Source organism: Nocardioides pacificus (genome assembly GCF_054775955.1).
This window is the reverse complement of the sequence record NZ_BAAHCI010000005.1, coordinates 1,281,734-1,307,333: the sequence shown is the minus strand read 5'-3', so window position 1 is coordinate 1,307,333 and position 25,600 is coordinate 1,281,734. Positions and strand designations below refer to the sequence as shown.

Sequence of the window (25,600 nt, the reverse complement as noted above, 5' to 3'; positions counted from 1 at the left end):
GCGTGGCCCCTCAGACGTGGGAGAGGATGCGGGCCAGCGGGTCGGTGTGCTCGCGCTCGGGGGCGCGGCGCTGGCGACGGATCTCCTCGAGCATGTCGACGACGTCGTCCACGCTGGTTCGCTGGGCGGGACGGTCGTCGTCCTCGCCGCGCACGCTGGCGCCCAGGACCAGCACATAGAGGGTGTCGTCCTCGGTGAACTCGAAGCCGGTCACGCTGGCCGAGCGGCGTCGGCCCTCGGCGTCACGCACGACGACGTCCTCGCCGAGCTCGAGGCCGCGCGTCAGCGAGGTCCGGGCATGGCTGACCACGATGTTGTGCAGATCGCGGGTGAGGCGCTGCGACACGTCGATGAGCTCCATGACTTCCCTCTTCCTGGCTGCTTGCGCAGCCAAACCTACGGGCCGCACCGCCACGCTGTACCCACAGCGGGGTAAGCCGAACCCCACAACCCTGAGAGTCGGCCGAAGCCGACTCAGCTGTGTGTCAGAGCTTGCGCACGAAGATGTGGTCGGCCGCCTCGGGCACGATCTCCGCGCTCTCGCCGCCGGAGCCGATCAGCACGCCGTCGGCCGTCGCGACCACCGACACCGTCGCATCGGGCACGGCGCCCACGCGGCGCAGAGCGCTCATCAGCACCTCGTCCTTCTGCATCTCCTCGGAGATCCGGCGCACCAGGACCCGCGAGTCCTCGCTGGTCGCGGCCTTCGACAGCGGCTCGACGCCAGTCATGAAGTCCTCGCCCACGCCCGACTGCCCGAGCTCGTCGAGACCGGGGATCGGGTTGCCGTAGGGCGACGACGTCGGGTGGCCGAGCAGCTCGAGGAGCCGGCGCTCCACGGTCTCGGACATCACGTGCTCCCAGCGGCAGGCCTCCGCGTGGACCAGCTCCCACTCGAGGCCGATCACGTCGGTGAGCAGGCGCTCGGCGAGGCGGTGCTTGCGCATCACGCGGGTCGCGAGGCGCATGCCCTCCTCGGTGAGCTCGATGTGGCGATCCCCCTCGACGGTCAGCAGCCCGTCGCGCTGCATCCGGGCCACGGTCTGCGAGACGGTCGGGCCGGACTGGTGCAGCCGCTCCGCGATCCGCGCGCGCAACGGGACGATTCCCTCCTCGACCAGCTCATAGATGGTCCGGAGGTACATCTCAGTGGTGTCGATCAGGTCGCTCACCCCTCCATTCTTACTTACTTCGCGCAGGGGCTGGCATCGTGGAGGGCGATGACCCTCTCCCCCGGCGCCGATGCGAGCCCAGCCGTCCACACCGTGGCGTGGTTTCGACGAGACCTTCGTCTCGCCGACAATCCTGCTCTGCTGGACGCGCTCGCCGCGGAGGCGACGCTGCCTCTCTTCGTCCTCGACCCCGTGCTGTGGGACGTCGCCGGTGCGCCTCGCCGGGCCTATCTCACGGCCTCGCTGCGCGCGCTGGACGTCTCGGTGCGCTCGCTCAGCGAGGGGGCCGGGCTGTGCGTGCTGCGTGGCGACCCGGTGACCGAAGTGGTCGCCGCCGCGCGTGCGGTCGGCGCGTCCCGCGTCCATGTCGCCCGCGACTTCGGACCGTACGGCGCGGCGCGCGACGAGGCGGTGGAGCAGGCGCTCGCCGAGCACGGGATCGAGCTCGTCCGCACCGGCTCGCCGTACGCCGTGGCGCCGGGGCGGGTGCGCAGCGGCGGCGGCACGCCGTACAAGGTCTTCACGCCGTTCTCGAAGGCCTGGATCGCCCACGGCTGGCGGGCGCCGGTCGCCGCGCCGACGACGGCGCGCTGGCTGGAGCTCGAGGGGGTCGGCGTCCCTGAGGCGCCCGCCCCGGACGGGATGGAGCTCCCGGAGGCCGGCGAGGCGGCGGCGCTGCGGCGCTGGCGCGACTTCCTCGACGAGGCGGTGGCCGGCTATGACACCGAGCGGGAGATCCCGGGGCGCGACGGCAGCTCGCGGATGTCGGTGCACCTGAAGTGGGGCGAGATCCACCCGCGCACGATGCTCGCCGACCTCGCCGCGCTGCCGGCGGGCAGCGGCCCCGCGACGTACCGCAAGGAGCTGGCGTGGCGGGAGTTCTACGCCGACGTGCTCCACGCCCGCCCCGAGACCGCCCGCGAGTCGCTGCGGCCGGAGTTCGCCCGGATGGACTGGGACGGGCCGGCCGGCGACTTCGACGCGTGGCGCGAGGGGCGCACCGGCTTCCCGATCGTGGACGCCGGGATGCGCCAGCTGCGGGAGACCGGCTGGATGCACAACCGGGTCCGGATGATCGTGGCGAGCTTCCTGGTCAAGGACCTGCATGTGGACTGGCGCCACGGTGCGCGACACTTCATGCAGTGGCTGGTGGACGGTGACCTGGCCTCCAACCAGCACAACTGGCAGTGGGTGGCCGGCTCCGGGACCGACGCGTCGCCGTTCTTCCGGGTGTTCAACCCGACCGGTCAGGGGCGCAAGTTCGACCCCGACGGGCGCTATGTCCGGCGGTGGGTGCCCGAGCTGGCCGACGCCGCCGACCCGCACGCGCCGACCGGGGTGCCGGGATATCCGGCCCCCGTGGTGGACCATGCCGAGGAGCGCCGCGAGGCGCTGCGCCGCTGGGAGAGGATCCGCACGTGACTGAGCATGCCCCCGACGAGACCGCCCCCCACAAGTCGGGCCCCCACAAGTCCGGCCTGGTCGTCCCCGCCCGCTTCTGCGGACCGCCCGGCTCGGGCAACGGTGGATGGACCGCCGGCGCGCTGGCGGCGCTGGTCCCGTCGGCCGCCTGCCCCACCAACCGCGCCGACGCCTGGCCGGCCGTCGAGGTGACGCTGCGCAGGCCACCGCCACTCGATGTGGCGATGAGCGTGACGACGCAGCGCGGGGCTGATGAGAGCGACGGCCCGACGCTCGCGTCGTGCGACGGGCAGGTGGTGGCCGAGGCCCGCCTGGCCGGGCGCGACCTGGTCCCGGTCGAACCGGTCACGCCCGAGGCGGCGCGGGCGGCATCGGCGGGCTACCCCGGATTCACCCGCCACCCCTTCCCGACCTGCTTCTCGTGCGGGCCCGACCGCGAGGAGGGCGACGGGCTGCGGATCTTCCCTGGGCCGGTGGCCGGCACCGACCGCTGGGCCGCGACCTGGCGTCCGCGCGCCGGCACCGTGGAGGACTATCACCACTACGTCGACGAGCACCCGCGCGCGTCGCTGGCCGTCACCTGGGCCGCGCTGGACTGCGTGAGCGGCTGGGCCGGCGGGGTCGCCGACCGGGTGATGGTGCTCGGCCGGATGACCGCCGAGATCGATGCCCTGCCGATCATCGGCGACGAGCACGTCGTCGTCGGCCACACGCTGGGCACCGAGGGGCGCCGTACCACGACGGCGAGCACGCTCTATGACTCCGACGGCCGCGTCGTGGCCCGCGCCGAGCACACCTGGGTCGAAGTGGACCCGAGCGCGTTCAACGCCAGTTGACGGCTGGGCGTGTCGGTTTCCCCGGTCGGCCGGGGAACGCTGATGTTGTCGGCCGAAGCTTCGCCCGACAACATCAGTGATTGACAGCGTGAACTACCCCTTTCGCCCCAGCAGCCCCGTGGTCCTCGCTGACCCCGGCTGTACGACGCGCGCCGGCGTCGTGTGTCGGTTTCCCCGGTCGACCGGGGAACACTGATCGACTCGCCGGCCCCCCTCGCCCTGGACACCGACTCACGCCGGGCGACCGGGGTTGACCCGTTTGCAACACTGGACCCATGGCTGATTTGAACGATCCAACCCCTTGGTGGAAGCACGCGGTCTGCTACCAGATCTACGTCCGCAGCTTCTCCGACTCCGACGGCGACGGGCTGGGCGACCTGCCGGGCATCACCCAGCACCTCCCCCACCTGGCCGACCTGGGCGTCGACGCGCTGTGGATCACGCCGTTCTATCCCTCGCCCCAGCTCGACCACGGCTACGACGTCGCCGACTACACCGACGTCGACCCGCGCTTCGGCACGCTCGACGACCTCGACACGCTCGTCGCGCGTGCCCACGAGCTCGGGCTGCGCGCGATCATCGACCTGGTCCCCAACCACACCTCCGCCGACCACGCGTGGTTCCAGGCCGCGCTCGCCGCCGGCCCCGGCAGCCCCGAGCGCGGGCGCTACATCTTCCGCGAGGGCCGCGGCGTCGACGGCAGCGAGCCGCCCAACAACTGGCAGTCGGTGTTCGGCAACTCGGCGTGGACCCGGATCGACGACGGGGAGTGGTATCTCCACCTCTTCGACTCCAGCCAGCCTGACCTCGACTGGCGCAACCTCGAGGTCGGCGACATGTTCGAGGGTGTGCTGCGCTTCTGGCTCGACCGAGGTGTCGATGGCTTCCGCATCGACGTGGCGCACGGTCTCTTCAAGGAGGAGAGCCTGCGCGACCAGGTGGTCCCCGACGCCGCCGAGCAGCCCGCCACCCAGCTGCCCGAGTCGATGGTCGAGCGGACCGTCACCGACGAGCCGATGTGGGACCAGCCCGAGGTCCACGACGTCTACCGCCGCTGGCGCCGGGTGCTCGAGGAGTACGACGGCGACCGGATGGCCGTCGGCGAGGCGTGGACGCCCACCTCGGAGTCGATGGCGCGGTTCGTGCGGCCCGACGAGCTGCACCAGACGTTCAACTTCCACTGGCTGCTCGCGCCCTGGTCGGCGAGCGCCTTCGCCGACGTCATCCGCACGACGCTCGCCGAGACGTCCGCGGTCGGCGCCTCACCCACGTGGGTGCTGAGCAACCACGACGTCGTCCGCCACGCCACGCGGTACGGCGGGGGCCCGGTCGGCCTCGCCCGGGCCCGGGCCGCGACGATGGCGATGCTCGCGCTGCCGGGCTCGGCCTACGTCTTCCAGGGTGAGGAGCTCGGCATCGAGCAGGTCGACGTCGCCCCCGAGCATCGCCAGGACCCGAGCTGGCACCGCACCGGCGAGGTCGGACGCGACGGCTGCCGGGTGCCGATCCCGTGGTCGGGCGACCGCCCGCCGTACGGCTTCTCCCCCGGCGACGACCAGCCGTGGATCCGCCAGCCCGACGGCTGGGCGGCGCTGAGCGTCGAGGCCCAGCAGGGCGACGAGGACTCGACGCTGGCGTTCTACCGCCGCGCGCTCGCCGTACGACGGACCTTCGCGGCCACCGCCGGCGACACAATCGAGCTGCTCGACCTCGGCGAGGACGTGCTGGCCTTCACCCGCGGCGACCTGCTCTGCGTCGTCAACACCGGCAGCGAGGCAGCCGGCCTCCCCAACGGTGAGGTCCTGCTCTGCAGCGGCGACACCCCCGGAGCTCCGGACACCGCAACCTGGCTCCGCACCACCTGACCCGTGAGATAATTCGCGTGACCCGGCAGAAGGTTCTGCCGGGTCACGCGAATTTCGAGCCGGGTCACGCGGATCTGGAGCCTGGTCAGACGCCCCAGGTCGCGTTGTAGCGCGTCAGCAGCGACGACAGATCCTGCAGGTCCTGCAGTGACCACTCGTCCATCCGGCTGCGGAAGCGATCGCGGCGCACGTGGTGCAGCTCGTTCATCCGCGCGCGGCCGTCGCCGGTGAGGTCGATGAGGTGGGCCCGCCCGTCGTCGGGGTCAGTCTGACGGGACACGAGGCCCAGCTCGATGAGGTCGTTGACCGCGCGACTCAGCCCGCCCTTCTCCAGCCCGACCATCTCGCCCACCTCCCCCTGACGGCGACCGCCGCGCTGGGCCAGGACCTCGAGCACGGCATAGCTGTTGATGCCGAGCCCCGGCGAGATGTCCTGCGCCTGCTGGGTCAGCTTGCGCCGCAGCCGACGCCCGAGGAACGCCATCTGCGCCTCGAGGGCGAGGAGCTCCTGCGTGCGGCGAGCCTCGTCGGCGAGGGTGTCCACCGTCGTCTTAGCGGGGGTCACTGCACGCTCTCCAGCTCGTCCTCGCGGTGGATGGTGGTCCGCAGCGGGACCTCCTTGATGAACAGCACGCACACGAGCGCGGCCACGGCGAACGGCACCGCGATCAGGAACAGGTGCGCCGTGCCGTCGGCGTACGCCGCCTCGAAGATCGCGCGTACGGCGGGCGGCAGCGCGTCCATGTCGGGGATGGTGTTGGCGCTTCCCTCGAGCTCGATCGGCTTGCCGGTCTGGCGGGAGAGATCGGTGAGCCCGGTGCGCACACCGTCGACGACCTGGTGGCTCAGCGCGGCGCCCAGCACCGCGACACCGGCGGAGCCGCCGAGCGAGCGGAAGAAGGCGATCAGCGAGCTGACGGCGCCCATCTCGCTCTGGGCGGCGGTGTTCTGCACAGCGAGCACGAGGTTCTGCATGGTGGCGCCGAGGCCGACGCCCAGGATCGCCATGAAGACGCCGACCACGACCAGCGAGGTCGAGTCGTCGATGGTCGAGAGCAGGGCCAGGCCGGCGATGACGAAGACCATGCCGCCGACCAGGTAGCGCTTCCAGAAGCCGGTGGTCGAGATGATCCGGCCGGTGCCGATGCTCGAGACCAGCAGGCCGCCGACCATCGCGACGGACATCAGGCCGGCGTGGGTCGGGGTCATGCCGCGAGCGGTCTGGAAGTACTGCGAGAGGTAGACCGTCGAGCCGAACATCGCGACGCCGATCATCACCGAGGCGAGGGTGGCCAGGGCGATCGTGCGGTCACGGAAGAGGCGCAGCGGGATGATCGGCTCGGCCACCCGGGCCTCCACCAGGCCGGCGAGCATGATGAGCACTACACCACCGGCGACCAGGGCCGCGGTCTCCCGCGAGGCCCAGTCGAACTGGTGACCGGCCAGGGAGACCCAGGCCAGCAGCAGGGAGACGCCGCCGGCGATCAGGATCGCGCCGAGGTAGTCGACCTTGACGTCGCGCTTGACCGTCTCCAGGTGCAGCGTCTTCTGCAGCACGATGAACGCGACGACCGCGACCGGGATGCCCACGAAGAAGCACCAACGCCAGCCGAGGAACGACGTGTCGACGATGAGACCGCCGATCAGCGGGCCGGAGACCGTCGCGACCGCGAAGACCGCACCGATGTAGCCCGAGTAGCGGCCACGCTCACGCGGCGAGACGATCGAGGCGATGACCACCTGGACGAGCGCGGTGAGACCGCCGACGCCGAGCCCCTGCACCGCGCGAGCGGCGATCAGCTCGCCCATGCTGTCGGCGAAGCCGGCCCACAGCGACCCGGCAGTGAAGATCACCAGCCCGGTCTGCACGAGCATCTTCTTGTTGAACAGGTCCGCGAGCTTGCCCCACACCGGTGTGGAGGCAGTCATCGTGAGCAGCGTCGCCACGACGACCCAGGTGTAGCCCGACTCGGTGCCCTTCAGGTCGGTCACGATCCGCGGCAGGGCGTTGGAGACGACCGTCGAGGAGAGCATCGCGACGAACATCGCGAGCAGCAGACCCGAGAGCGCCTCGAGCACCTCGCGGTGGGTCATCGCGGGAGCGCCGGCCACGGGCATGGTGGCGACCGGATCAGTCTGCGCGTCGGGAGCGGTGGACTTGGCCAAGAGAGGACCTGTTCTGGGCGAGATTGGTTGGACTAACCACATTACGCCGACTGGTTGCGATTCACAACCATTCATCGACGAGCTGTCACCACAGGCTTCTCGGAGTGCGCGTTAGCGCCGACTCGGCGGCGTCAGGGGGTGCGTTTGCGCCGACTCACGCTTTCTGGAGGGCGCGTTAGCGCCGACTCGGCGCGTACGGCGTGTGCGTTTGCGCCGACTCGCGGGTCTCAGAGGGCGCGTTTGCGCCGGGTCAGTCCTTGCGCTCGCGGAGGGCGCGACTGAGGGAGGCTACGGCGTCCTCACTGGGGGACGCGGCCTGGCGGTTGCTGGCCTCGAGCTCGCGCAGGAGCTCGGCCCGGTGCACCTTGATCGAGCGGGGAGCCTCGATGCCGACGCGCACGACGTCGCCGCGGACGTCGAGGATCGTGATGGTGACGTCGTCACCGATCACGATGCTCTCGCCTGCGCGACGACTCAATACCAGCATGGGGGAAGGCTACCGTGCTGGACCAGCCGGCCGATCTTCAGCCGAGCAGCGGCGCGGCGACCGGCAGCTGGGCGGCGTCCAGGATGACCTGGGCGGCGCGCAGCGTCGAGGTGTTGATGACGACCGGGGCCGCGAGGTTGGCGGTGGTGTCCTCGAGCGACGCGCCGGCGGTAAGCACCACGAGGAGCAGCGCGTCCTCGGCCGACTCGATGCCCAGCTCGGCGGCGATGTCGAGTCCGACCTCGGGGGCGTAGTCGGGGAAGAACTGCGCCGGCGGCACCACCAGGAACCGCAGCTCCGGGTCGTCGAGCGAGCGCAGGCTCGCCAGCATGCTCTGCTCGTCGAGCCGCACGAGCGCGAAGCGTCGGTGGTCGGGGAAGCCAGGCATCGGCTGGACCAGCTCGATCACCGGAACGTCGGTCACGTCTTCTCCTGCGGCTCGGGACACGACCTCATCATGGCAGGGCGACACAGCATCGCCGCTCAGCACTGCGACGCTCATCGCAGGAAGTCCAGCAGGCTGGGCTGCATGACGCGGCCAGTGGCGGCCAGAGCGGCCTGGTAGGCCGACTCCTGCAACTGCATGGCGACGACGGTCTTGGCGAAGTCGGCGTTCTCGAGCTCGGAGATCGACGACGACATGGTGATCTTGGTGTCGTCGGCCGCCTGCCGGGCCGCCTCGACGCGCGTCGTACGCGTGCCCATCTCGGCCTGCGCGGTCGCGACCCGGTCACCGGCACTCGCCAGCGCCCCGATCCCGGTCTGGATCCCGGCGCTGTCTCCGGCGCGCAGGTCGGCCGAGAGGTCCTCGAGCTGTTGGAAAAGCGAGGTCGGACCGTCACCGAAGACCGCGGTGCCGCTGATGTTCACCGCCACCCGGACGCCGTCGGCCACGGTGCGCTCGACCTTGCCGTTGATCGAGGCGGGGTCGAGGGCGAGTCCGTCACTGTCATAGGCCTGCGCGCCCGCGGTGACGCCACCGAAGATGGGCCTGTCGAGGTACGTCGTGTTGCCCAGCGCGATCAGGCTCTCGCGGATCTGGTCCACCTCGGTGGCCAGCGCCTCACGGGCCTGCGGACCGGCAGCGCCCGTGTTGGCGCCCTGCAGGGCCAGCTCGCGGGCACGGCGAACCCGGTCGCCGATCGAGGACAGCGTGCTGTCGGCCTGGCTGAGCCACGCGAGGCCGTCGTCGGCGTTGCGGACGAACTGGTCCTGCTCGGCCAGTGCCGAGCGGATCCGCATGGAGGACGTGGTGTCGGTCGGCGAGTCCGAGGGCCGGTTGATGATCCGGCCGGTGGAGAGCTGCTCCTGGAGCTTGGCCGAGCGGGCGAGGCTCTGCTGCAGTCCGGCAAGGGAGCCCTCGGACATCATCCGCTGGGTCACGCGTCCGACGCTCATCAGCGCAGCCCCGTCCTGTTGATCAGGGTGTCGAGGACCGAGTCCATCGTGGTCATCACGCGAGCGGCCGCCTCATAGGCCCGCTGAGCGGTCAGCATGTTCACCATCTCCTCGTCGAGGCTGATCCCGGCCATCTGCTCACGGGAGTTGTCGACCTGCTTGGTCAGCGTGCTCTGGTTGGAGGCGAGGCGCTGCACGGAGGCGACCTGGCTACCGAAGCTGTTGACCAGGCGCTGGTAGCTGTCCTCGATCCCGGCGGCGTTGATCGAGTCGGCCATCGCCTCGGCGTTGCTCGAGTCCAGGGTGCCGGCGATGCCGGAGGCCGCCACCTTGCCCGGGCCGGACATGTCGGCGTGCACCTTCAGCACCTCGGCCACCCGGGCCGGGTCCCCACCGACGTCGAAGACCGCGCCGCCGGGGGCGCCGTCGGCGTCGAAGCCGAGCGCGTGCTGGGCGTTCACCGCGTTGGCGAATGACGCCGCCACGGCGTTGAGGTCGGCCAGGTAGTCGGGGAGCGTGTCGTTGAGCAGGCTCTGCATGGCGCCGGCCTTGCCGCTGATCGCGCCGGGCACTGCCGTGGTGGAGCCGGTCGGGCCCACGATCGCGAAGCTGACGTCACTCGCCAGGGCTTCGCCGTCGGCGCCGACGCCACCGCTGATCTGCAGCTGGCCGGCGTCCTTGCCCTTGACCAGGTCGACGCCGTTGAGCGTCACGGCCATGGTGCCGTCGGACTGGATCGTCCCGGTGGCGCCGGTCAGCTCGGAGAGCCGCATCGAGAGCTGGTCGCGCGCGTCGAGCAATATGTTGGCGTCGAGGCCGGCATTCTTGGCGGCCAGGATGTTGCGGTTGGTGTCGGCCAGGTCGGAGGCCAGCGTGTTGACCTCGTCGCGGACGGTGAGCAGCTGCTGGCGCTGGTCACTCTGCTCGGTGGTGATGTTGCGCGCCTGCAGACGGAACGCGTCGGCAACCGTCGCGGCACCGGCCAGCATCTGGGCGCGAGAGGCGTCGCTGCCTGGCGCGTTGGCGAGGTCGCCCAGCGTCTTCTTGAAGTCGCCGATCGCGGCGGAGACGCCCTTCTCACCCGGCTCGGCCAGCCCGGTCTCGACTCGGGCCAGCGTGGTGGCGCGCGCGTCCAGGTAGGACTGGTTGGCGTGCTCGACACGGGAGCGCGCGTCGAGGAAGGGGTCGACCATCCGATCGACTCCTGTGGACCGGACGCCGGTCCCGCCCTCGCCGCCGCGTGACCACATGGCCGGCTGTGCAGCCGCACCCATGGTCTCGCCGACGACCCGGCGGCGGACGTAGCCGTCGGTGTTCACGTTGGCCACGTTGCTGCTGGCCACGTCCATCGAGATCTGCTGGAAGCGCATGGCGCTCAACGCAGTGTTGATGGAGGAGAACGATCCACTCATGTGTCAGAGGCTCCAGTCGAGACGGGCGGCGCGCAGCGGTGCTGTCACGGCGGCGCCCTCGGGGGTGTACGTCGCGATGCCGCCGCCCAGGTTGAGCAGGGTCTCGCGGGCCGAGCGGAACCCGGCGGCGATCAGGCTGCGATTGAGCTCGGCGACACGGATGATGTGCTCGGTCACGGTCGCGAACGACTCGCGGTGCTCGGTGAGGATGCTCGCCCACGGTTCCTGCGCGACCTCGATGAGGGAGCTGAGGCTGGGGTTGGGGTCGATCCCGACCTCGGCGGCGACGGTGTCGGCCTCGATCGCGCGCAGCATCTCCGTCTCACGGATCACCTGCAGCAGCTCCTCGACCTCGCGGGCGGCGCGGGCCAGCCAACGCGTCTCTCCGGCGGCCATGATGAGCTGCTCGACCTCGAGCTTGTAGTGCAAGGTCTCGAGCAGCTCCCGCTCGCGCCACAGGATGAGCGACAGCTTCTCCATCCGCCCGGCTCCTCACGTTAGGGGTGCGCAGGCTCCGCTCCAGAGCCTGTCAGGAGAGAGCATCGGCGTGAGGTCGGGACGACCTGAGTCGTTTTCGCACGGAATCCCTCGAAAGATCACGACGGAAATAAGTTCGCGCTCCGAGGTTTACGACGACTTCATACGGGGGAAGGCGCGACTTCTGCCTGAACTCCGGACAACCGGTTCGCGGTTGCCACAGGATCCTCCACGTGACCGACCTGCGCGCCGCCTCCGCCGAGGCTGACGAACTCATCTGCTCCCACATGGGCCTCGTGGGCCACATCGTCCGCGAGACGATGAGCCGGGTGCCCTCCCATGTGAACCGCGATGACCTGACGTCCGCGGGCCTCGCTGCACTCGTCCAGGCGGGCCACGCGTATGACGCTGAGCGCGGCGTTCCCTTCCCCCGCTATGCCGCCACCCGGGTCCGCGGCGCCATCGTCGACGAGCTGCGCAGCATCGACTGGGCCTCCCGCTCGGTGCGTCGCCGCGCTCGTGACCTCTCCGACACCCGCACCGCCCTCGCCACGGCGTACGGCCGGCCGGCGACGGAGCAGGAGGTCGCCACCGCGACCGGTCTGCGCGTGGACGAGATCACCGCCAACGACGAGGACGTCGCCCGCGCCCAGGTCCTCTCGCTGCAAGCCTCCGAGGACGCGCCGATGGCCGAGATGCTGGTCAGCGCCCTGCCGAGCCCGGAGGAGGCCGCCGAGCACAAGGAGCGCCTGATCTACCTGACCGAGGCGATCACCGAGCTGCCCGAGCGGCTGCGTCTGGTCGTCGAGCAGTACTTCCTCGCCGAACGCCCGATGGCCGAGATCGCCGAGACCCTCAACGTCTCGGAGTCGCGCGTCTCCCAGATGCGGGCCGAGGCACTGGTCCTGCTGCGCGACGCACTCAACCGCGAGCTCGACCCCGACCTGGTCCCGGCGACCGCTCGTCCCGACGGTTGCGCGGCCAAGCGTCGCGAGTCCTACTTCGCCGCCGTTGCCGCCCGGCACGCGGCCGGAATCCGCCGTCCGGTGCGGGACACGCTCGACGCGACCGCCTGACCACCAGCGGATCGCAGGCAGTCACCAGCAGCATCAGTGCCGAGGGCACTGGTGCTGCTGCCATTTGCGAGCGCCGCAAACCGGTCAGAAGTTTTTCCGCGTTTTCCTTCAGGCGCCCACCCCCACCGCCGATAGGTCATCTCGACGGAGCCCACGGACGGACTCCAGAAGACAAACAGAACCTTTGGGAAGGAACCCATCATGAGCCTCCGCATCAACCAGAACATCGACGCCCTCAACTCGTACCGCAACCTGTCGGTCACCCAGGGTCAGATGTCCAAGTCGCTCGAGAAGCTGTCGAGCGGTTTCCGCATCAACCGCGCGGCCGACGACGCTGCCGGTCTTGCGATCTCCGAGGGCCTGCGCTCGCAGGTGGGTGGCCTCAAGGTTGCCGTCCGCAACACCCAGGACGGCGTTAGCGTCGTCCAGACTGCTGAAGGTGCACTGACCGAGACCCACTCGATCCTGCAGCGGATGCGCGACCTGTCCGTCCAGGGCGCCAACACGGGCTCGCTCGACCAGGCCGCCAAGGACAACATCCAGTCCGAGATGGGCCAGCTCAAGTCGGAGCTGACCCGGATCGCCGACACCACCAAGTTCAGCGGCCAGAGCCTGCTGGACGGCAAGTACGACGGCAAGTTCCAGGTGGGTGCCAACACCGGCGAGAACATCTCCGTGAAGGTCGCGCAGGACATGAGCGCGACCGGTCTCGGCGTCCAGGCTGTCGACGTCTCCACGGTCGGTGGCACCACCGCCGCCACGTCGGGCGGCGCCGCAACAGTGGACACCACGGCAGGTACTGCGTCGGTGCAGACGGTCACCGCCAATCTCACCACGCGCGACGGCTTCGACGACCTGAACGGCGTCATCTCGGTCAACGGCAAGAGCTTCGACCTGGCGAGCGTCAAGTACGCCGCGACCGACGACGACGTCACCAAGCGGACGACTGCACTCAACACGCAGATGACCGCCGCGCTCGGTGCTGGCGCGGCGACTGCCACAGTCTCTGGCAGCAATCTCGTCGTGACCGGCGCTGCCGCCAAGACGGCTGGTGCGGGCGTGACCGAGAACGCTGCAGAGCTCGGTGCTCGCGAAGTCAAGTTCACCCAGGCCAGCGGCGCGGACGTGGCGATCAAGAGCATCGACAAGGCCATCGCGAAGGTCTCCACCTCCCGCGCCGACCTCGGTGCCCTGCAGAACCGCTTCGAGCACACCATCAACAACCTCAACGTGGCCGTCGAGAACCTGTCGGCCTCCGAGAGCCGGATCCGCGACACCGACATGGCGTCCGAGATGATGAACTTCACTCGCTCGCAGATCCTGTCGCAGGCTGGCACGGCCATGCTGGCCCAGGCCAACCAGGCCCCGCAGGGCGTCCTCTCCCTGCTGCGCTGATCCACCTGGCTCCTCCGCTTTCTCGCGGTTGAGCTGACAACACCCCGGTCCCGGTGGGACGCGCAACCCGCGTCCCACCGGGCTCCCGAGGGCCCTCATGCCCTCGCCCGTCTCGACTTCAGGAGTGGTCATGGCCAGCATCGGCGGACTCAGTGGCTTCGACGGCGCCGCAATCGTCGATCAGCTGATGCCTCTCGAGGCCATCCCGCAGAACCGCCTCAAGACCCAGCAGGCATCCCAGAGGTCGACCCTCTCAGCTCTTCAGCAGCTGAACACCCGGATCGCCACGCTGGGCAGCGCCGCCACCACCCTCGCCAAGGCTGAGACCTGGCAGGGCCTCAAGGCGACCTCGAGCAGCTCGCAGGTCACCGTCACCGCAGGCGCCAGCGCCGCGGCCACCAACTTCACCGTCGGCGTCACCTCCGTCGCCACTGCCCACCAGGTCAGCTTCTCCTTCGCAGCGAAGACCGACGCCCCGGCAGTGACGACCGGCCCGATGCGGCTCGACTTCACCGACCCGACCAAGTCGCCCATCACGCTGACCACGGACGGCACCCTCCAGGGGCTCGCCGATGCGATCAACGACACCGACAACAAGACCGGGCTGACGGCCACTGTCGTCCGCACCGGCGCCGCGGCCGACGGCAGCGCCCAGTACGGCCTCGTCGTCACCGCCGACAAGACCGGCGCGGCGTCCGGTTTCACGCTCTCCTACGACGATGCCGGTGGGACGGCCGCAGGCACCCCCCTCGCGCAGCAGGCCCCCGGGGCACGCATCGGCACCGACGCGGCGATCACCCTGGGAGCCGGCCTCACGCTGACCTCGGCCACGAACACGTTCGCCGACGTGGCGCCCGGTGTGAGCATCACGATCGCCGACAACGCCGTGACCGCCGACAAGGCCACTGCTGCATCGCCGCAGACGATCTCGACCGTCACGGTGAAGCAGGACCCCACCAGCCTGGTCTCCTCGGTCAAGGGGCTGGTCGACCAGCTCAACACCGCTCTCGGCTGGATCGACGAGCAGACCGCCGGCGCCAAGGGCGCCGCGAAGGCTGGCACCCTCGCGGGTGACGCCACCGCACGCAGCGTGCGCAGTGCCCTGCTCAACACCGTCTTCGGCTCCGGCAACACGACGATGGCCGGGATGGGCATCCAGACCGACCGCGCCGGCAAGCTGGTCTTCGACGAGGCCAAGTTCAAGGAGGCCTACGCGGCCGACCCGGCCGCGGTCGCCGCCCAGTTCACGAAGGCTGACCCCGACGTCCCCGGCTCGACCAACGGTTGGGCCGCCCGACTGGAGATCGTGTCCAAGGCCGCAAGCGACCCGACCACCGGGACCGTCACGGGAGCGGTCAAGGGACGAGAGTCCACGATCGACCGGCTTCAGAACAACATCGACTCCTGGGACCTGCGCCTGGAGCTACGGCGCACCACCCTCTCGCGTCAGTTCAACGCTCTCGAGGTCGCCCTGTCGAACATGAACAGCCAGAGCAGCTGGCTGGCAGGCCAGATCAACTCCCTCCCGTCCTACTCCTCCCGATAGCCCCACCCAGCGCCTGACCCCGGAAGGCCAGCCATGATCCCGAACGCACGCAACACCTACCTCAACGCGTCGGTGTCCACCGCGAGCTCCGCATCACTCCTGGTGATGCTCTACGAGCGGCTGGTCCTCGACCTGCAGCGCGCGGCGACGGCTCTGCAGACGGGCGAGAGGTCCGTGGCACACGAGCAGCTGCTGCACGCGCAGGAGATCGTCCTCGAGCTGCGCTCGAGCCTGAAGCCGGAGGCCTGGTCCGGCGGACCCGCCCTCGGCGCTCTCTACGACTACCTCCACACCGAGCTCGTCCGCGCCAACATGGGCAAGGACCTCGAGATCACGACGTTCTGCCTGCACGTGGTCAGCCAGCTGCGCGACGCCTGGCGCGACGCGGCGATGGCCACGGTCTCCGCGAGCGCATGAACCACCGGCTCTCTCCCGAGAAGCGGCGCCACCTGGTGTGGGAGACGGCCCTCGATCGTCTGGAGCTCGACGTGATGCGCGCCGAGCGACTGCTCGACGAGGACGCGACCGTCGCTCCCCCCGCCAGCTGGGACGAGCCCGAGCTCGACGGCCCGATCCCCGACGACCTCGTCGAGCGCGCGCTGGCCCTGCTCGAGCGGCAGCGGCGGGTGCAGGACACCCTCCAGCAGCGGCTGGACGCCAGCCGTCAGCAGCACGCCTTCGCCGACCGGGTCGACCGCGCCACCGGTCGCGCCTCTGTGCGCGGCGTGGGGCCGGCGCTGTACCTCGACATCCAGGCCTGAGGGCCACTTCCGGCCGAATCCGCTAAAGACAGAGCCCTCCCGCCCGATGGTAGGGACGTGGCTCTCCGCTCCGGCGGACGCCGAACAATCACGAAACTCGAAGGGACCCTCCCGTGAAGATCATCGTCGCCGACGACAGCCGCGTGATGCGCCAGATCGTCATCCGCACGCTGCGCCAGGCCGGTTGGGGCGGGCACGACATCGTCGAGGCCGGCAACGGCAAGGAGTGCCTCGACCTCGCGCTGGCCTCGCCGCCGGACCTGATCCTCTCCGACTGGAACATGCCGGAGATGAACGGGATCGACTGCCTCGCCGCGCTGCGCGCCGCCGGGTCCACCGTGACCTTCGGCTTCGTCACCTCGGAGGGCTCCGAGGAGATGCGCACCCGGGCGGCGAGCACCGGTGCCGCGTTCCTGATCGCCAAGCCGTTCACGCCCGAGGCCTTCGACGAGGTCCTCAGCGCCGCTGTGGGGGCCTAGCCATGAGCAGCCTGCCCACGCACCTCCCCACCCCGATGCAGATCCGGGAGCTGCTCGCCGGTCTGCTGGACAAGCCGGTCACGCTGACGCCGGGCGTTCCGCTCGCTCCGGGCCCGAAGACGCCGGTCAGCATCGCGGCCTTCGTCGACGACATGCTCCGGGTGACCGGCGTCATCGTGTGCGACCTGAAGATGTCGGCCTACCTCGGCGCCGCCCTCGGGCTGGTGCCGGTCAAGCAGGCGGAGTCGGTCATCGCGGCCGGCGCGCTCGACGAGACGATCGCCGAGAACCTCTACGAGGCGCTCAACATCGCCGCGTCGATCTTCAACGTCGAGAACGCCGGCCACGTGCGCCTCTATGGCATGCACCCGGCAGGGGACCCGATCCCCCACGACATGCTCGTGCGCGCCCTCACCCTGGGCCGCCGCGAGGACGTGGTACTCGACATCCCCGGCTATGGCTCGGGACGGCTCTCGGTCATCCTCAGCTGAGCCCTGGTCCAGCACGCACCCCGCAAGACCACAGTGAACCCGCCCGAAAGGGCGGGTTCTTGCTGTTTTCTGGCGATCCCTTAAGAACCCCTCCGGCATGGCCGAAGGATGCTGCGAGCAAGGATCGCTCCTCCCCCGCCGATGGACTGGCACCGACTTCGTTTTCCTCCTGGAAGGCCGAGCAAGCGTGTCCTTTGCCATCCCCGACTCTGTCGGCGCGGTCCTCAACTATGCCCTCGACGGGCTCTCCACCCGTCAGCAGGTGATCGCGGACAACATCGCCAACGTCGACACCCCGGGCTTCCGGGCGACGAGCGTGGAGTTCGAGAGCTCCCTGCGTGCCGCGATCGGCACCGGCGACCTGAGCGCCGAGCCCGCCATCGCGAGCACCCCCACCAACACCCCCGTGGGCGCCAACGGCAACAACGTCGATCTCCGCAAGGAGACGCTCGCCGCTGTGCAGTCCCAGTTCCAGTACCAGGTGATCAGTCGGGCGGTCTCGGACCGCTCCACGATCCTCTCGACCATCGCAGGGGCCTGATCATGACTGCTTTCAACCTGCTCAACATCGCCGGCTCGTCGATGGGCATGCACCAGACGTGGCTCGACTCGCTGGCCCACAACATCGCCAACGCCAACACCGCGACCAGCACGGACGGGGCCGCCTTCCAGTCCCAGATGCTGATGGTGAGCGCCCGTCCCGACGGCAGCGGCGTCGCCGTCAGCGGGGTGGCGCTCAGCGACCCAGAGGGCCGGATGGTGCACAGCCCGGACCACCCGCTGGCCGACGAGGAGGGCTACATCCGCCTCCCCGAGATGGACATGTCTAGCCAGATGACCCAGCTCGTGATGGCCCAGCGCGGCTACCAGGCCTCGGTCCAGGTGACCAAGAACGCGCAGGAAACCTACGGCGCTGCCCTCCAGATCGGACGTGGCTGACATGAGTGTCCCCGGCATCGAGGCGATCGGCTTCACGCCGTACGTCCCCCCGCAGGTCGCCACCACCGACCGCCTGGACGGCCTCGCCTCCAGCGGCGGTGTCTCCGGCCCCAGCGGCACCCCGCAGGTCAACCAGGCGTTCGGCGACCTGCTGCTCGACGGCATCGAGCGGCTCGAGTCGGTCCAGGACCGCAGTGACGCGCTGGCCGTCAAGGCCGCCACCGGCGACCTCGACAACATCCACGACTACACGACCGCGGCCACCGAGGCCAAGGTCACCACCCAGCTGACCGTCGCGGTGCGCAACAAGGCCATCGAGGCGTTCAACGAGATCATGCGGATCCCGATCGGATGAAGGACAACGCCCTGCGCGGCCTCGATCGGCTGCGCACCATCTTCTCGTCGTTCACGATCGGCCAGCGGGCCGTGGCGCTCGTCGGCGTGGCGGCCCTGCTCATGGGCGGCTTCCTGGTGCTGCGCTGGGTCTCGACGCCCAACTATGCGCCGCTGTTCAGCGACCTCGCCTCCGAGGACGCCTCGGCGGTCATCGAGGAGCTCGACTCCCAGGCGATCCCCTACAAGCTCGAGAACGGCGGCGCCACGATCATGGTGCCCCGCGAGCAGGTCTATGAGACCCGGATCGCGCTGAGCGGCGAGGGTCTGCCCGGTTCCAGCGACGAGGGCTACTCGCTCCTCGACGACCAGGGCCTCGGCACCTCGCAGTTCAAGGAGCAGACGGACTTCAAGCGCGCCATGGAGGCCGAGCTCGCCAACACGGTCGAGGGCATCTCCGGCGTCAACACCGCCGTCGTCCACCTCGCGCTGCCCGCCAAGCAGGTCTTCGCCGACGAGCAGGAGCCGGCCACCGCCTCGATCCTCGTCGACACGGCTCCCGGCAACACGCTCAACGGCGAGCAGGTGCAGGCGGTCGTCCACCTGGTCGCCTCCAGCATCGACGGCCTCGACCCCGAGAAGGTCACCGTCGCCGACTCCGAGGGCCGGGTGCTGTCCAGCACCGACGGCGCCTCCGGAGGCGCCGCCACCACGCGCAACCAGCAGGTCAGCGACTATCAGAACGACATGAGCGCCCGGGTCCAGGCCATGCTCGACAAGGTCGTCGGCCCCGGCAACTCCACCGTCCAGGTGACCGCCAACCTCGACTTCGACAAGGCCGTCTCCGAGTCGGTCACCTATGAGTCCGACCCCGAGGACCCGCCGCTGTCGTCCTCGCGCACCACCGAGACCTACACCGGTCCCGGCGCCAATGCCCAGGCCGGCGGCGTCGTCGGCCCCGACGGGCAGATGGACAACACCGGCACAGGCGGCGGCGAGTCCGCCTACGACAAGGAGTCGGTGACCGAGGACAACCCCTTCGACACCGTCAAGGAGACCCGCGAGGCCGCCCCCGGCAGCGTCGACTCCATCCACTTCGCCGTCATCCTCGACTCCGCCACCGCCGTGGCGATCGACCCCGTCGAGGTCCAGGCCCTGCTCGCCGCAGGGGCCGGCATCGACCGGGAGCGCGGCGACACGATCCGTGTCTCCACCATGCCCTTCGACCGCAGTGCCGACGACGCGGCCGCCGCCGAGCTGGCCGCCGCCGCCGCCGCCGCTGCCAAGGCCGAGCAGCGCGAGATGCTGCGCAACATCGCCATCGTCGTCGTCGTCCTGCTCGCCCTGCTCCTCGCCTGGCTCAAGGGCCGCAAGCGGGCCAAGGCACGCGCCCAGGCCACGTCGTACGTCGTGGAGCAGCTGCGCCAGGAGAACGCCGCCCGCGTCGCCGCCGAGCCGGTCCTCGAGACCTCTCCGGCCCTGACCGCCCTCGAGGCGGCCGAGGGCAACGCCGCCGACGAGCTGCGTGACGAGCTCACCTCGCTGGTCGAGCGTCAGCCCGAAGACGTCGCCACCCTGCTGCGCGGATGGCTGGTGGACCGCCCATGATGGGAGCACTCGCCACCCTGGGCGTCCGCAAGGCCGCCATCGTGCTGATCCAGCTCGGCAAGGACAAGGCCGCCGACGTTCTGAGCCACCTCTCCGACGCGGAGGTCGAGGCGATCTCCGCCGAGATCGCCCAGCTCGACTCCGTGAGCGCCTCCGAGACCGAGTCGGTGCTCACCGAGTTCACCGAGATGGCCAAGGCCCGGGTGAACATGACCCAGGGCGGGCTGACCTTCGCCCGCAACATGCTCGAGCAGTCGCTCGGCGTGGAGAAGGCCGCCGAGATCATGGCCCGGCTGCAGGCCGCCGCGGTGAAGATGCCGTTCCAGTTCCTGCACCGCGCCGACCCGGCCCAGCTGCGCTCGTTCATCGTGGACGAGCACCCGCAGGTGATCGCCCTGGTGCTGGCGCACATGACGCCGGACAAGGCCTCCCTCGTGCTGTCCGGGCTGCCCTCCGACCAGCAGGCCGCGGTCGCGCACCGGATCGCCGTGATGGAGCGGACCTCCCCCGAGGTCATCCGCTCGGTGGAGTCCGTGCTCGAGCGCAAGCTGTCGTCGGTGCTGCAGCCGGCCGAGCTCTCCCGCGTCGGCGGCGTCGACCCCCTGGTCGACATCATCAACCGCTCCGACCGCTCCACCGAGCGTCAGATCGTCGAGGGCCTCGAGGCCATCGACGCCGAGCTCGCGGAGGAGATCCGCAACAAGATGTTCATGTTCGAGGACATCATCAACCTCGACGACCGCTCGGTGCAGCAGGTGCTGCGTCAGGTCGACAACGCCGAGCTGGCGCTGGCGCTCAAGGGCGTCCAGGACATCGTCCGCGACAAGATCACCAAGAACATGTCCGAGCGTGCGTCCGAGACCCTCCTCGAAGAGGTCGAGCTGCTCGGCCCGGTCCGCCTGGCCCAGGTCGAAGAGGCGCAGCAGTCCATCATCCGCACGATCCGCCTGCTCGAGGAGCAGGGTCAGATCATGGTCCGGAGGGGCAACGACGATGAGCTCGTTCTCTGACCCGGTGCTGCGCGGCGGCGAGGGGGCGGCGGTCTCGACCCTGTCCCCCAGCCCGGACCTGCGCACCGGCACCTGGACCCGGCTCGGTCAGTCGACCGTGCTCGGCGACGAGGTCACCGAGAACTACCTGAGCGGCCTCGCCGAGCAGGCGCGGGCGGCCGCCCGGGCCCAGGGCTATGCCGTGGGCTGGGCCCAGGGTCGCCGCGAGGCGCACGACAAGGCGGTCGCCGAGGCGCACGCGCTCCTGGTGCAGAACCGTCGCGACGCCGAGCGTCGTGAGGCGGAGCACCAGACCGCGATCCAGGGGCTCCTGCTCGCCGCCCAGCAGCTCCAGGACGCAGCCGCCGACGTGTGCGCCCAGCTGGCCGACGACGCCACCGAGCTCGCCCTCAGCGTCACCCACGAGGTGCTCGGCCGTGAGGTCGCCATCGCCGCCGACCCCGGCGCCGACGTCGTACGACGCGTGCTCGCGGTGCTGCCCCGGGGCGCGGCGGTGCGGGTCCGGCTGCACCCCGGCGCACTGCAATCCGGCGCGCTTGGCTCGGAGGCCGTCGCCGGCCTGGCCGAGCTCGGCGTCGAGGTCGTCCCCGACCACGAGCTCGCCTCCGGCGAGGCGCTGGTGGAGACCGACGAGGCCGTGATCGACCTGCGGATCAGCACGGCGCTGGAGCGGCTCGCGGAGGTCCTGCGATGACGTCGAACCTCCCGATGCGCCAGCTGGTCGGCTCCGACCTGCACCAGCGCGCGCTCCTCGCCGTACGCCCCCGCACGCTCGGCCGCGTCGCCGAGCTGCTCGGCCTCTCGGTGCGCATCACCGGCGTGCCGGCCGCCGTCGGCGACCTGCTCGAGGTCGTCGGCCCCGCGCCGGTGCCCGTCGAGGTCGTGGCCAGCGGCCCCGCCGGCCTCGTCTGCCTCCCGCTCGCCTCCACCACCGGTCTGCGGATCGGCGACCACGTCCGCTCCACCGGCGGCCCGCTGCGCATCAACGTCGGCGAGGCCCTGCGCGGTCGCGTGCTCGACGGACTCGGGCGTCCCCTCGACGGCGGCCCGCCGATCTTCGACCTCCCCTCGGTCTCGGTCGACAACACCCCTCCCCCCGCGATGAGCCGTCCGCGCATCGACGAGCAGCTCGGTCTCGGCGTCCGCGCGATGGACGCCCTCACCGCCTGCGGTCGCGGCCAGCGCATCGGCATCATGGCCGGCTCCGGCGTCGGCAAGTCCAGCCTGCTCTCGATGATCGCCCGCGGCACCGACGCCGAGGTCTCCGTGATCGCCCTGGTGGGCGAGCGCGGCCGCGAGGTCCGCGAGTTCCTCGACAACGACCTCGGCCCCGAGGGCCTGGCCCGCTCGGTCGTCATCGTCGCCACCTCCGACGAGCCGCCGGTCGTCCGGCTGCGCGCCGCGCTGGTCGCCACCCGGATCGCCGAGTGGTTCCGCGACAGCGGCCGCGACGTCGTGCTGATGATGGACAGCCTCACCCGCGTGGCGATGGCCCAGCGCGAGATCGGCCTGTCCGCCGGCGAGCCGCCCGCGACCCGCGGCTACCCGCCGAGCGTCTTCACCCTGCTCCCCCAGATCCTCGAGCGCGCCGGCACCTCCGCCGACGGCAGCATCACCGGCCTCTACACGGTGCTCGTCGAGGGCGACGACATGCAGGACCCGATCGGTGACGCCGCCCGCTCCATCCTGGACGGCCACATCGTGCTGGCCCGGTCGCTCGCGACCTCCGGCCACTTCCCCAGCATCGACGTGCTCGAGTCGATCTCCCGGGTCGCCTCCGCGATCTGCTCCCCGGAGCAGAAGAAGGCGGCCTCGCACCTGCGTCGCCTGATGGCGGCCTACCGCAACGTCCGCGAGCTCGTCGAGATCGGCGCGTACGTCGCCGGTGCCGACGCCGACGCCGACGCCGCGCTGGCGCTGCTCCCCCAGATCAACGACTTCCTGCGCCAGGACATGGACGACGCCACGCCGACGGCTGAGACCTGGCAGCGCCTGATCGACCTGGTGGCCTCGTGAAGACCGTCCACGACCCCGGCCTGCGCGCCGTCGCCCGGGTCCGCTCGGTGCGCGAGCGCGACAGCCGGATCGGCCTGGTCCGTGCGCTGGCCGACGAGCGTCAGCTGGCCGAGCGGCTCACGATGATCCGCGAGCACCTCGCCACGCTCGCGCCGTACGCCTCGGGCGACCTGGGCACCTTCCTCGACCGTCAGCGCACCGTGCTGTCCTGGTCGGAGGTGGCCATCGAGACGCGCCACGCCCTCGAGTCGGCCGAGACGGTCACGATGGCCGCGCGTGAGCGCTGGACCAGCGACAAGAGCCGGCTCGCCGCCGTCGAGACCCTGCTCGCCAACCGGGCCGCCGAGCGCCGCGCCGAGCGTGCCAAGCGCGAGGAGCGCGACCTCGACGAGACCGCGATCGACGTGTGGCGACGAGGCCACGCCAAGCGAGTCGCCCGAGAGGAGGCGCTGCGATGAGCATCATCGACGTCACCGCGCGGATCGGGCAGATCCAGGCACAGCTCGCAGCGCTGGTCCCTGCGCCCTCGGGCATCAGTGCGGCCAGCACCTCCGGCGCGACCAGCGCCACCTCCGGCACCGAGTTCGCCGACGCCCTCCAGCGCGCCGGCGGCACCACCGCGACGAACGCCGCTGGCGGCGCCGGTGGGAGCACCAAGGGCGAGGAGGTCGTCGCCGAGGCGAAGAAGTACCTCGGCGTGCCCTATGTCTGGGGCGGCACCGACCCTGACAAGGGCCTCGACTGCTCCGGACTCGTCCAGCTCGTCTACCGCAACCTCGGCCACGACCTGCCGCGGGTCTCCTACCAGCAGGCCACCGCCGGGACCGCCGTGTCGAGCCTGGCCCAGGCGAAGCCCGGGGACATCCTGGCGTTCAAGTCGCCGGTCAACCACGTCGCGATCTACCTGGGCAACAACCAGATGATCGAGGCCCCGCGTCCGGGCAAGAGCGTCCAGATCTCGCCGGTCTACGAGACCCCCACCGCGATCCGCCGGATCGTCAACGAGGCACCTGCCTCGTCCGTCTCAGCGGCGTCGAGCGCGTCCGGCAGCTCCCGCGTCTCCGCGAGCACGCCGTACTCCGCGCTCTTCAACGCGGCGGCCGCCAAGTACGGCGTCGACGCCACGCTGCTCGCCGCCGTCGCCAAGCAGGAGTCGGGCTACAACCCGACCGCGGTCAGCCCGGCCGGCGCGCGCGGCCTGATGCAGCTGATGCCGGCGACGGCCGCGGGCCTGGGAGTGCGCAACTCGTTCGACCCGGCCCAGGCCGTGGACGGCGCCGCCCGGCTGCTCGACACCCTGATCGACCGCTTCGGGCGCACCGATCTCGCGCTCGCGGCGTACAACGCCGGGCCCGGTGCGGTCATCCGCTACGACGGCATCCCGCCCTATGCCGAGACCCAGAACTACGTCCGTTCCGTGCTAGCGATGGTGAGACAGTCATGAGCTCGACCGCACTTCCCGTCGGGCCGATGCCGGTGGCATCGCCCGTGGCGGCGCCATCAGCAGGCGGACGCGACGCCTCCGGCTCGGCCCAGGCCGGCGAGGAGTTCCTCGCGCTCGTCCAGCAGCTGCTGGGTGGGCCGGCCGTCCCGGTCGACGCGGGCACCGGTGAGCCGGCGGCCGAGGAGACCCCGGCGGAGGCGCCCGCGGCTGCCGACGGCGCGGACGTCGACACCGCTGCTCCGTGGGCCCCCGTGCCCCCCGGCCTGGCACAGCTGATCCCGGCGAGCGGTCCGGCCACGGCGGAGGCAGCGGCACAGCTCGCCGCCCCCGCGCCCGATGCCGATGGGACCACCGACGCCAAGACCGGCGGAACCGCCGCGCTCGCCGACGCCGACCTCGCGGCCCCGACGGCCGGCATCCCCGGCGGCGGCTCCTCGCGCCCCGGCACCGGCGGTCAGCCGCAGACACCGCAGCCGGGTGCCACCCCCGGGTCCCTCACGAGCCCCACCTCCACTGCGGCGGACGGTGCTTTCGATGCGGCTGCGCCGACCGGACCCAGCACTGGTGCCACGACCGGAACAGGCGCGATCCCGGCCGGCATGACCGCCGCCAACGAGGCTGCGCCGGCCCCCACCGGGCTCGGCGTGAACGGCCCGACCGCCACCGTCGCCACCACCGCGGTGGACGGCACGGCCCCGGCCGCGCAGGCACGGGTCACCGAGCAGGTCTTCCCCGAGGTGGTCCGCATCGCCGGCAACGGCAACGGCATGCAGCGTCTGACGCTGCGTCTGCAGCCCGAGAACCTCGGCGAGGTGCGCGTCGTGCTCATCTCGCGTCCAGGCGAGCAGCTCGTCGTCAGTCTGGCCGCCGGCGCCGAGGCGCAGGAGTCGCTGCTCAACGGGAGCTCCGAGCTGCGCAGGCTCCTGGAGACCATCGGCAACGGCGACGCCCGCATCGTGGTCCGCGACCTGGCCAGCGGCGCCCCCGGCGTCAGCCAGTCGACCGCCGGCCAGCAGACGAGCCAGCAGTTCGGGCAGCAGCTGAGCCAGCAGTACGGCTCGGACTTCCTGAGCGACCTGGGATCCGGCGCGTCCGGCTCGGGCGACGGCGACCCCGACGGGGAGCCGAACACAGACCAGCACGCAGGGACGCGTGGAAGCAGCAGTGCCATGGACGGCACAGACGGTGCGGCGACCTCGCCCCATCGAGTCGACCCCGTCACCGGCGCCCGCACCGCGGGCATCGACGTGACCGTCTGAGGAGGACA

29 protein-coding genes are annotated in these 25,600 nt (G+C 70.8%); 20 read left to right on the top strand and 9 right to left on the bottom strand.

The annotated features are described in order from the left end of the window. Positions 1-10 precede the first annotated feature (10 nt). Together ACYU7L_RS08875 and ACYU7L_RS08870 are read right to left on the bottom strand one after the other, a co-directional pair. Positions 11-361 (bottom strand): hypothetical protein, encoded by a 351-nt coding sequence (locus ACYU7L_RS08875; RefSeq protein ID WP_460795170.1) that lies wholly within the window; start codon positions 359-361, stop codon positions 11-13. A gap of 124 nt (positions 362-485) precedes the next feature. Continuing rightward, positions 486-1,172, bottom strand: a complete 687-nt coding sequence (locus tag ACYU7L_RS08870) for a metal-dependent transcriptional regulator (RefSeq protein ID WP_460795168.1) — start codon at positions 1,170-1,172, stop codon at positions 486-488. Between the two features lie 48 nt (positions 1,173-1,220). On the opposite strand from ACYU7L_RS08870, the gene ACYU7L_RS08865 reads away from it, so the two are divergent. From ACYU7L_RS08865 to ACYU7L_RS08855, 3 genes are all read left to right on the top strand, one after another. Continuing rightward, positions 1,221-2,594: a cryptochrome/photolyase family protein gene (locus ACYU7L_RS08865; RefSeq protein WP_460795166.1), complete on the top strand. Its 1,374-nt coding sequence runs from the start codon at positions 1,221-1,223 to the stop codon at positions 2,592-2,594. Then, positions 2,591-3,430 (top strand): hotdog family protein, encoded by an 840-nt coding sequence (locus ACYU7L_RS08860; protein WP_460795164.1) that lies wholly within the window; start codon positions 2,591-2,593, stop codon positions 3,428-3,430. Before ACYU7L_RS08865 ends, ACYU7L_RS08860 begins: the two co-directional genes overlap by 4 nt. 275 nt (positions 3,431-3,705) lie before the next feature. Continuing rightward, positions 3,706-5,295 carry a glycoside hydrolase family 13 protein gene (locus ACYU7L_RS08855; RefSeq protein WP_460795162.1) on the top strand — a complete coding sequence of 530 codons (1,590 nt, stop codon included), beginning with the start codon at positions 3,706-3,708 and terminating at the stop codon, positions 5,293-5,295. A gap of 85 nt (positions 5,296-5,380) precedes the next feature. Here the strand turns inward: ACYU7L_RS08855 and ACYU7L_RS08850 are convergent, their stop codons facing one another. The 7 genes from ACYU7L_RS08850 to ACYU7L_RS08820 all read right to left on the bottom strand — a co-directional run bounded on the left by ACYU7L_RS08850 (position 5,381) and on the right by ACYU7L_RS08820 (position 11,238). After that, on the bottom strand, positions 5,381-5,860 hold the full coding sequence (locus ACYU7L_RS08850; protein WP_460795160.1) for a MarR family winged helix-turn-helix transcriptional regulator: 480 nt from the start codon (positions 5,858-5,860) through the stop codon (positions 5,381-5,383). Continuing rightward, the gene (locus ACYU7L_RS08845; RefSeq protein WP_460795157.1) at positions 5,857-7,461 is read right to left on the bottom strand and encodes an MDR family MFS transporter; all 1,605 of its coding nucleotides are present in this window, start codon (positions 7,459-7,461) and stop codon (positions 5,857-5,859) included. The genes ACYU7L_RS08850 and ACYU7L_RS08845 overlap by 4 nt, the downstream gene beginning before the upstream one ends. A 250-nt stretch (positions 7,462-7,711) precedes the next feature. Continuing rightward, positions 7,712-7,948 (bottom strand): carbon storage regulator CsrA, encoded by a 237-nt coding sequence (csrA, locus tag ACYU7L_RS08840; RefSeq protein WP_460795155.1) that lies wholly within the window; start codon positions 7,946-7,948, stop codon positions 7,712-7,714. 37 nt (positions 7,949-7,985) lie between these two features. Further along, positions 7,986-8,372, bottom strand: a complete 387-nt coding sequence (fliW, locus tag ACYU7L_RS08835; RefSeq protein WP_460795152.1) for a flagellar assembly protein FliW — start codon at positions 8,370-8,372, stop codon at positions 7,986-7,988. Positions 8,373-8,446: 74 nt separating this feature from the next. After that, positions 8,447-9,346, bottom strand: a complete 900-nt coding sequence (gene flgL / locus ACYU7L_RS08830) for a flagellar hook-associated protein FlgL (RefSeq protein WP_460795150.1) — start codon at positions 9,344-9,346, stop codon at positions 8,447-8,449. Then, positions 9,346-10,758, bottom strand: a complete 1,413-nt coding sequence (flgK, locus tag ACYU7L_RS08825) for a flagellar hook-associated protein FlgK (protein ID WP_460795148.1) — start codon at positions 10,756-10,758, stop codon at positions 9,346-9,348. Before flgK ends, flgL begins: the two co-directional genes overlap by 1 nt. 3 nt (positions 10,759-10,761) lie before the next feature. Further along, on the bottom strand, positions 10,762-11,238 hold the full coding sequence (locus ACYU7L_RS08820; RefSeq protein ID WP_460795146.1) for a flagellar protein FlgN: 477 nt from the start codon (positions 11,236-11,238) through the stop codon (positions 10,762-10,764). 230 nt (positions 11,239-11,468) lie between these two features. Here ACYU7L_RS08820 and ACYU7L_RS08815 point away from each other — a divergent pair, with 230 nt between their 5' ends. From ACYU7L_RS08815 to ACYU7L_RS08735, 17 genes are all read left to right on the top strand, one after another. After that, positions 11,469-12,311 (top strand): sigma-70 family RNA polymerase sigma factor, encoded by an 843-nt coding sequence (locus ACYU7L_RS08815; protein WP_460795144.1) that lies wholly within the window; start codon positions 11,469-11,471, stop codon positions 12,309-12,311. Positions 12,312-12,512: 201 nt separating this feature from the next. After that, positions 12,513-13,706, top strand: a complete 1,194-nt coding sequence (locus ACYU7L_RS08810; protein ID WP_460795142.1) for a flagellin N-terminal helical domain-containing protein — start codon at positions 12,513-12,515, stop codon at positions 13,704-13,706. Positions 13,707-13,836: 130 nt separating this feature from the next. Then, complete coding sequence (gene fliD, locus ACYU7L_RS08805; RefSeq protein WP_460795140.1) at positions 13,837-15,252, top strand: flagellar filament capping protein FliD; 1,416 nt, start codon at positions 13,837-13,839, stop codon at positions 15,250-15,252. Positions 15,253-15,285: 33 nt separating this feature from the next. Next, the gene (gene fliS / locus ACYU7L_RS08800; RefSeq protein WP_460795136.1) at positions 15,286-15,669 is read left to right on the top strand and encodes a flagellar export chaperone FliS; all 384 of its coding nucleotides are present in this window, start codon (positions 15,286-15,288) and stop codon (positions 15,667-15,669) included. Next, positions 15,666-16,013: a hypothetical protein gene (locus ACYU7L_RS08795; RefSeq protein ID WP_460795134.1), complete on the top strand. Its 348-nt coding sequence runs from the start codon at positions 15,666-15,668 to the stop codon at positions 16,011-16,013. The genes fliS and ACYU7L_RS08795 overlap by 4 nt, the downstream gene beginning before the upstream one ends. Positions 16,014-16,126: 113 nt before the next feature. Continuing rightward, on the top strand, positions 16,127-16,492 hold the full coding sequence (locus tag ACYU7L_RS08790; RefSeq protein WP_460795132.1) for a response regulator: 366 nt from the start codon (positions 16,127-16,129) through the stop codon (positions 16,490-16,492). Between the two features lie 2 nt (positions 16,493-16,494). Continuing rightward, positions 16,495-16,983 carry a hypothetical protein gene (locus tag ACYU7L_RS08785; RefSeq protein ID WP_460795130.1) on the top strand — a complete coding sequence of 163 codons (489 nt, stop codon included), beginning with the start codon at positions 16,495-16,497 and terminating at the stop codon, positions 16,981-16,983. A 187-nt stretch (positions 16,984-17,170) separates the two neighbouring features. Next, complete coding sequence (gene flgB / locus ACYU7L_RS08780; RefSeq protein WP_460795128.1) at positions 17,171-17,524, top strand: flagellar basal body rod protein FlgB; 354 nt, start codon at positions 17,171-17,173, stop codon at positions 17,522-17,524. 2 nt (positions 17,525-17,526) lie between these two features. Then, positions 17,527-17,922 carry a flagellar basal body rod protein FlgC gene (locus ACYU7L_RS08775; protein ID WP_460795126.1) on the top strand — a complete coding sequence of 132 codons (396 nt, stop codon included), beginning with the start codon at positions 17,527-17,529 and terminating at the stop codon, positions 17,920-17,922. A gap of 1 nt (position 17,923) precedes the next feature. Beyond that, positions 17,924-18,277 carry a flagellar hook-basal body complex protein FliE gene (fliE, locus tag ACYU7L_RS08770; protein ID WP_460795123.1) on the top strand — a complete coding sequence of 118 codons (354 nt, stop codon included), beginning with the start codon at positions 17,924-17,926 and terminating at the stop codon, positions 18,275-18,277. Then, entirely contained in the window at positions 18,274-19,863 is a 1,590-nt protein-coding gene (gene fliF / locus ACYU7L_RS08765) for a flagellar basal-body MS-ring/collar protein FliF (RefSeq protein WP_460795121.1), read from the top strand. The genes fliE and fliF overlap by 4 nt, the downstream gene beginning before the upstream one ends. Next, entirely contained in the window at positions 19,860-20,873 is a 1,014-nt protein-coding gene (gene fliG / locus ACYU7L_RS08760) for a flagellar motor switch protein FliG (protein ID WP_460795119.1), read from the top strand. Before fliF ends, fliG begins: the two co-directional genes overlap by 4 nt. Continuing rightward, positions 20,857-21,567, top strand: coding sequence for a FliH/SctL family protein (locus tag ACYU7L_RS08755; protein WP_460795117.1), 711 nt, complete (start codon positions 20,857-20,859; stop codon positions 21,565-21,567). The genes fliG and ACYU7L_RS08755 overlap by 17 nt, the downstream gene beginning before the upstream one ends. After that, positions 21,564-22,889: a FliI/YscN family ATPase gene (locus ACYU7L_RS08750; RefSeq protein WP_460795115.1), complete on the top strand. Its 1,326-nt coding sequence runs from the start codon at positions 21,564-21,566 to the stop codon at positions 22,887-22,889. The genes ACYU7L_RS08755 and ACYU7L_RS08750 overlap by 4 nt, the downstream gene beginning before the upstream one ends. Then, positions 22,886-23,347, top strand: coding sequence for a flagellar FliJ family protein (locus ACYU7L_RS08745; protein WP_460795113.1), 462 nt, complete (start codon positions 22,886-22,888; stop codon positions 23,345-23,347). The genes ACYU7L_RS08750 and ACYU7L_RS08745 overlap by 4 nt, the downstream gene beginning before the upstream one ends. Next, positions 23,344-24,333, top strand: coding sequence for a transglycosylase SLT domain-containing protein (locus ACYU7L_RS08740; protein WP_460795111.1), 990 nt, complete (start codon positions 23,344-23,346; stop codon positions 24,331-24,333). Before ACYU7L_RS08745 ends, ACYU7L_RS08740 begins: the two co-directional genes overlap by 4 nt. Beyond that, the gene (locus ACYU7L_RS08735) at positions 24,330-25,592 is read left to right on the top strand and encodes a flagellar hook-length control protein FliK (protein ID WP_460795109.1); all 1,263 of its coding nucleotides are present in this window, start codon (positions 24,330-24,332) and stop codon (positions 25,590-25,592) included. The genes ACYU7L_RS08740 and ACYU7L_RS08735 overlap by 4 nt, the downstream gene beginning before the upstream one ends. The last annotated feature ends 8 nt before the right edge of the window (positions 25,593-25,600 follow it).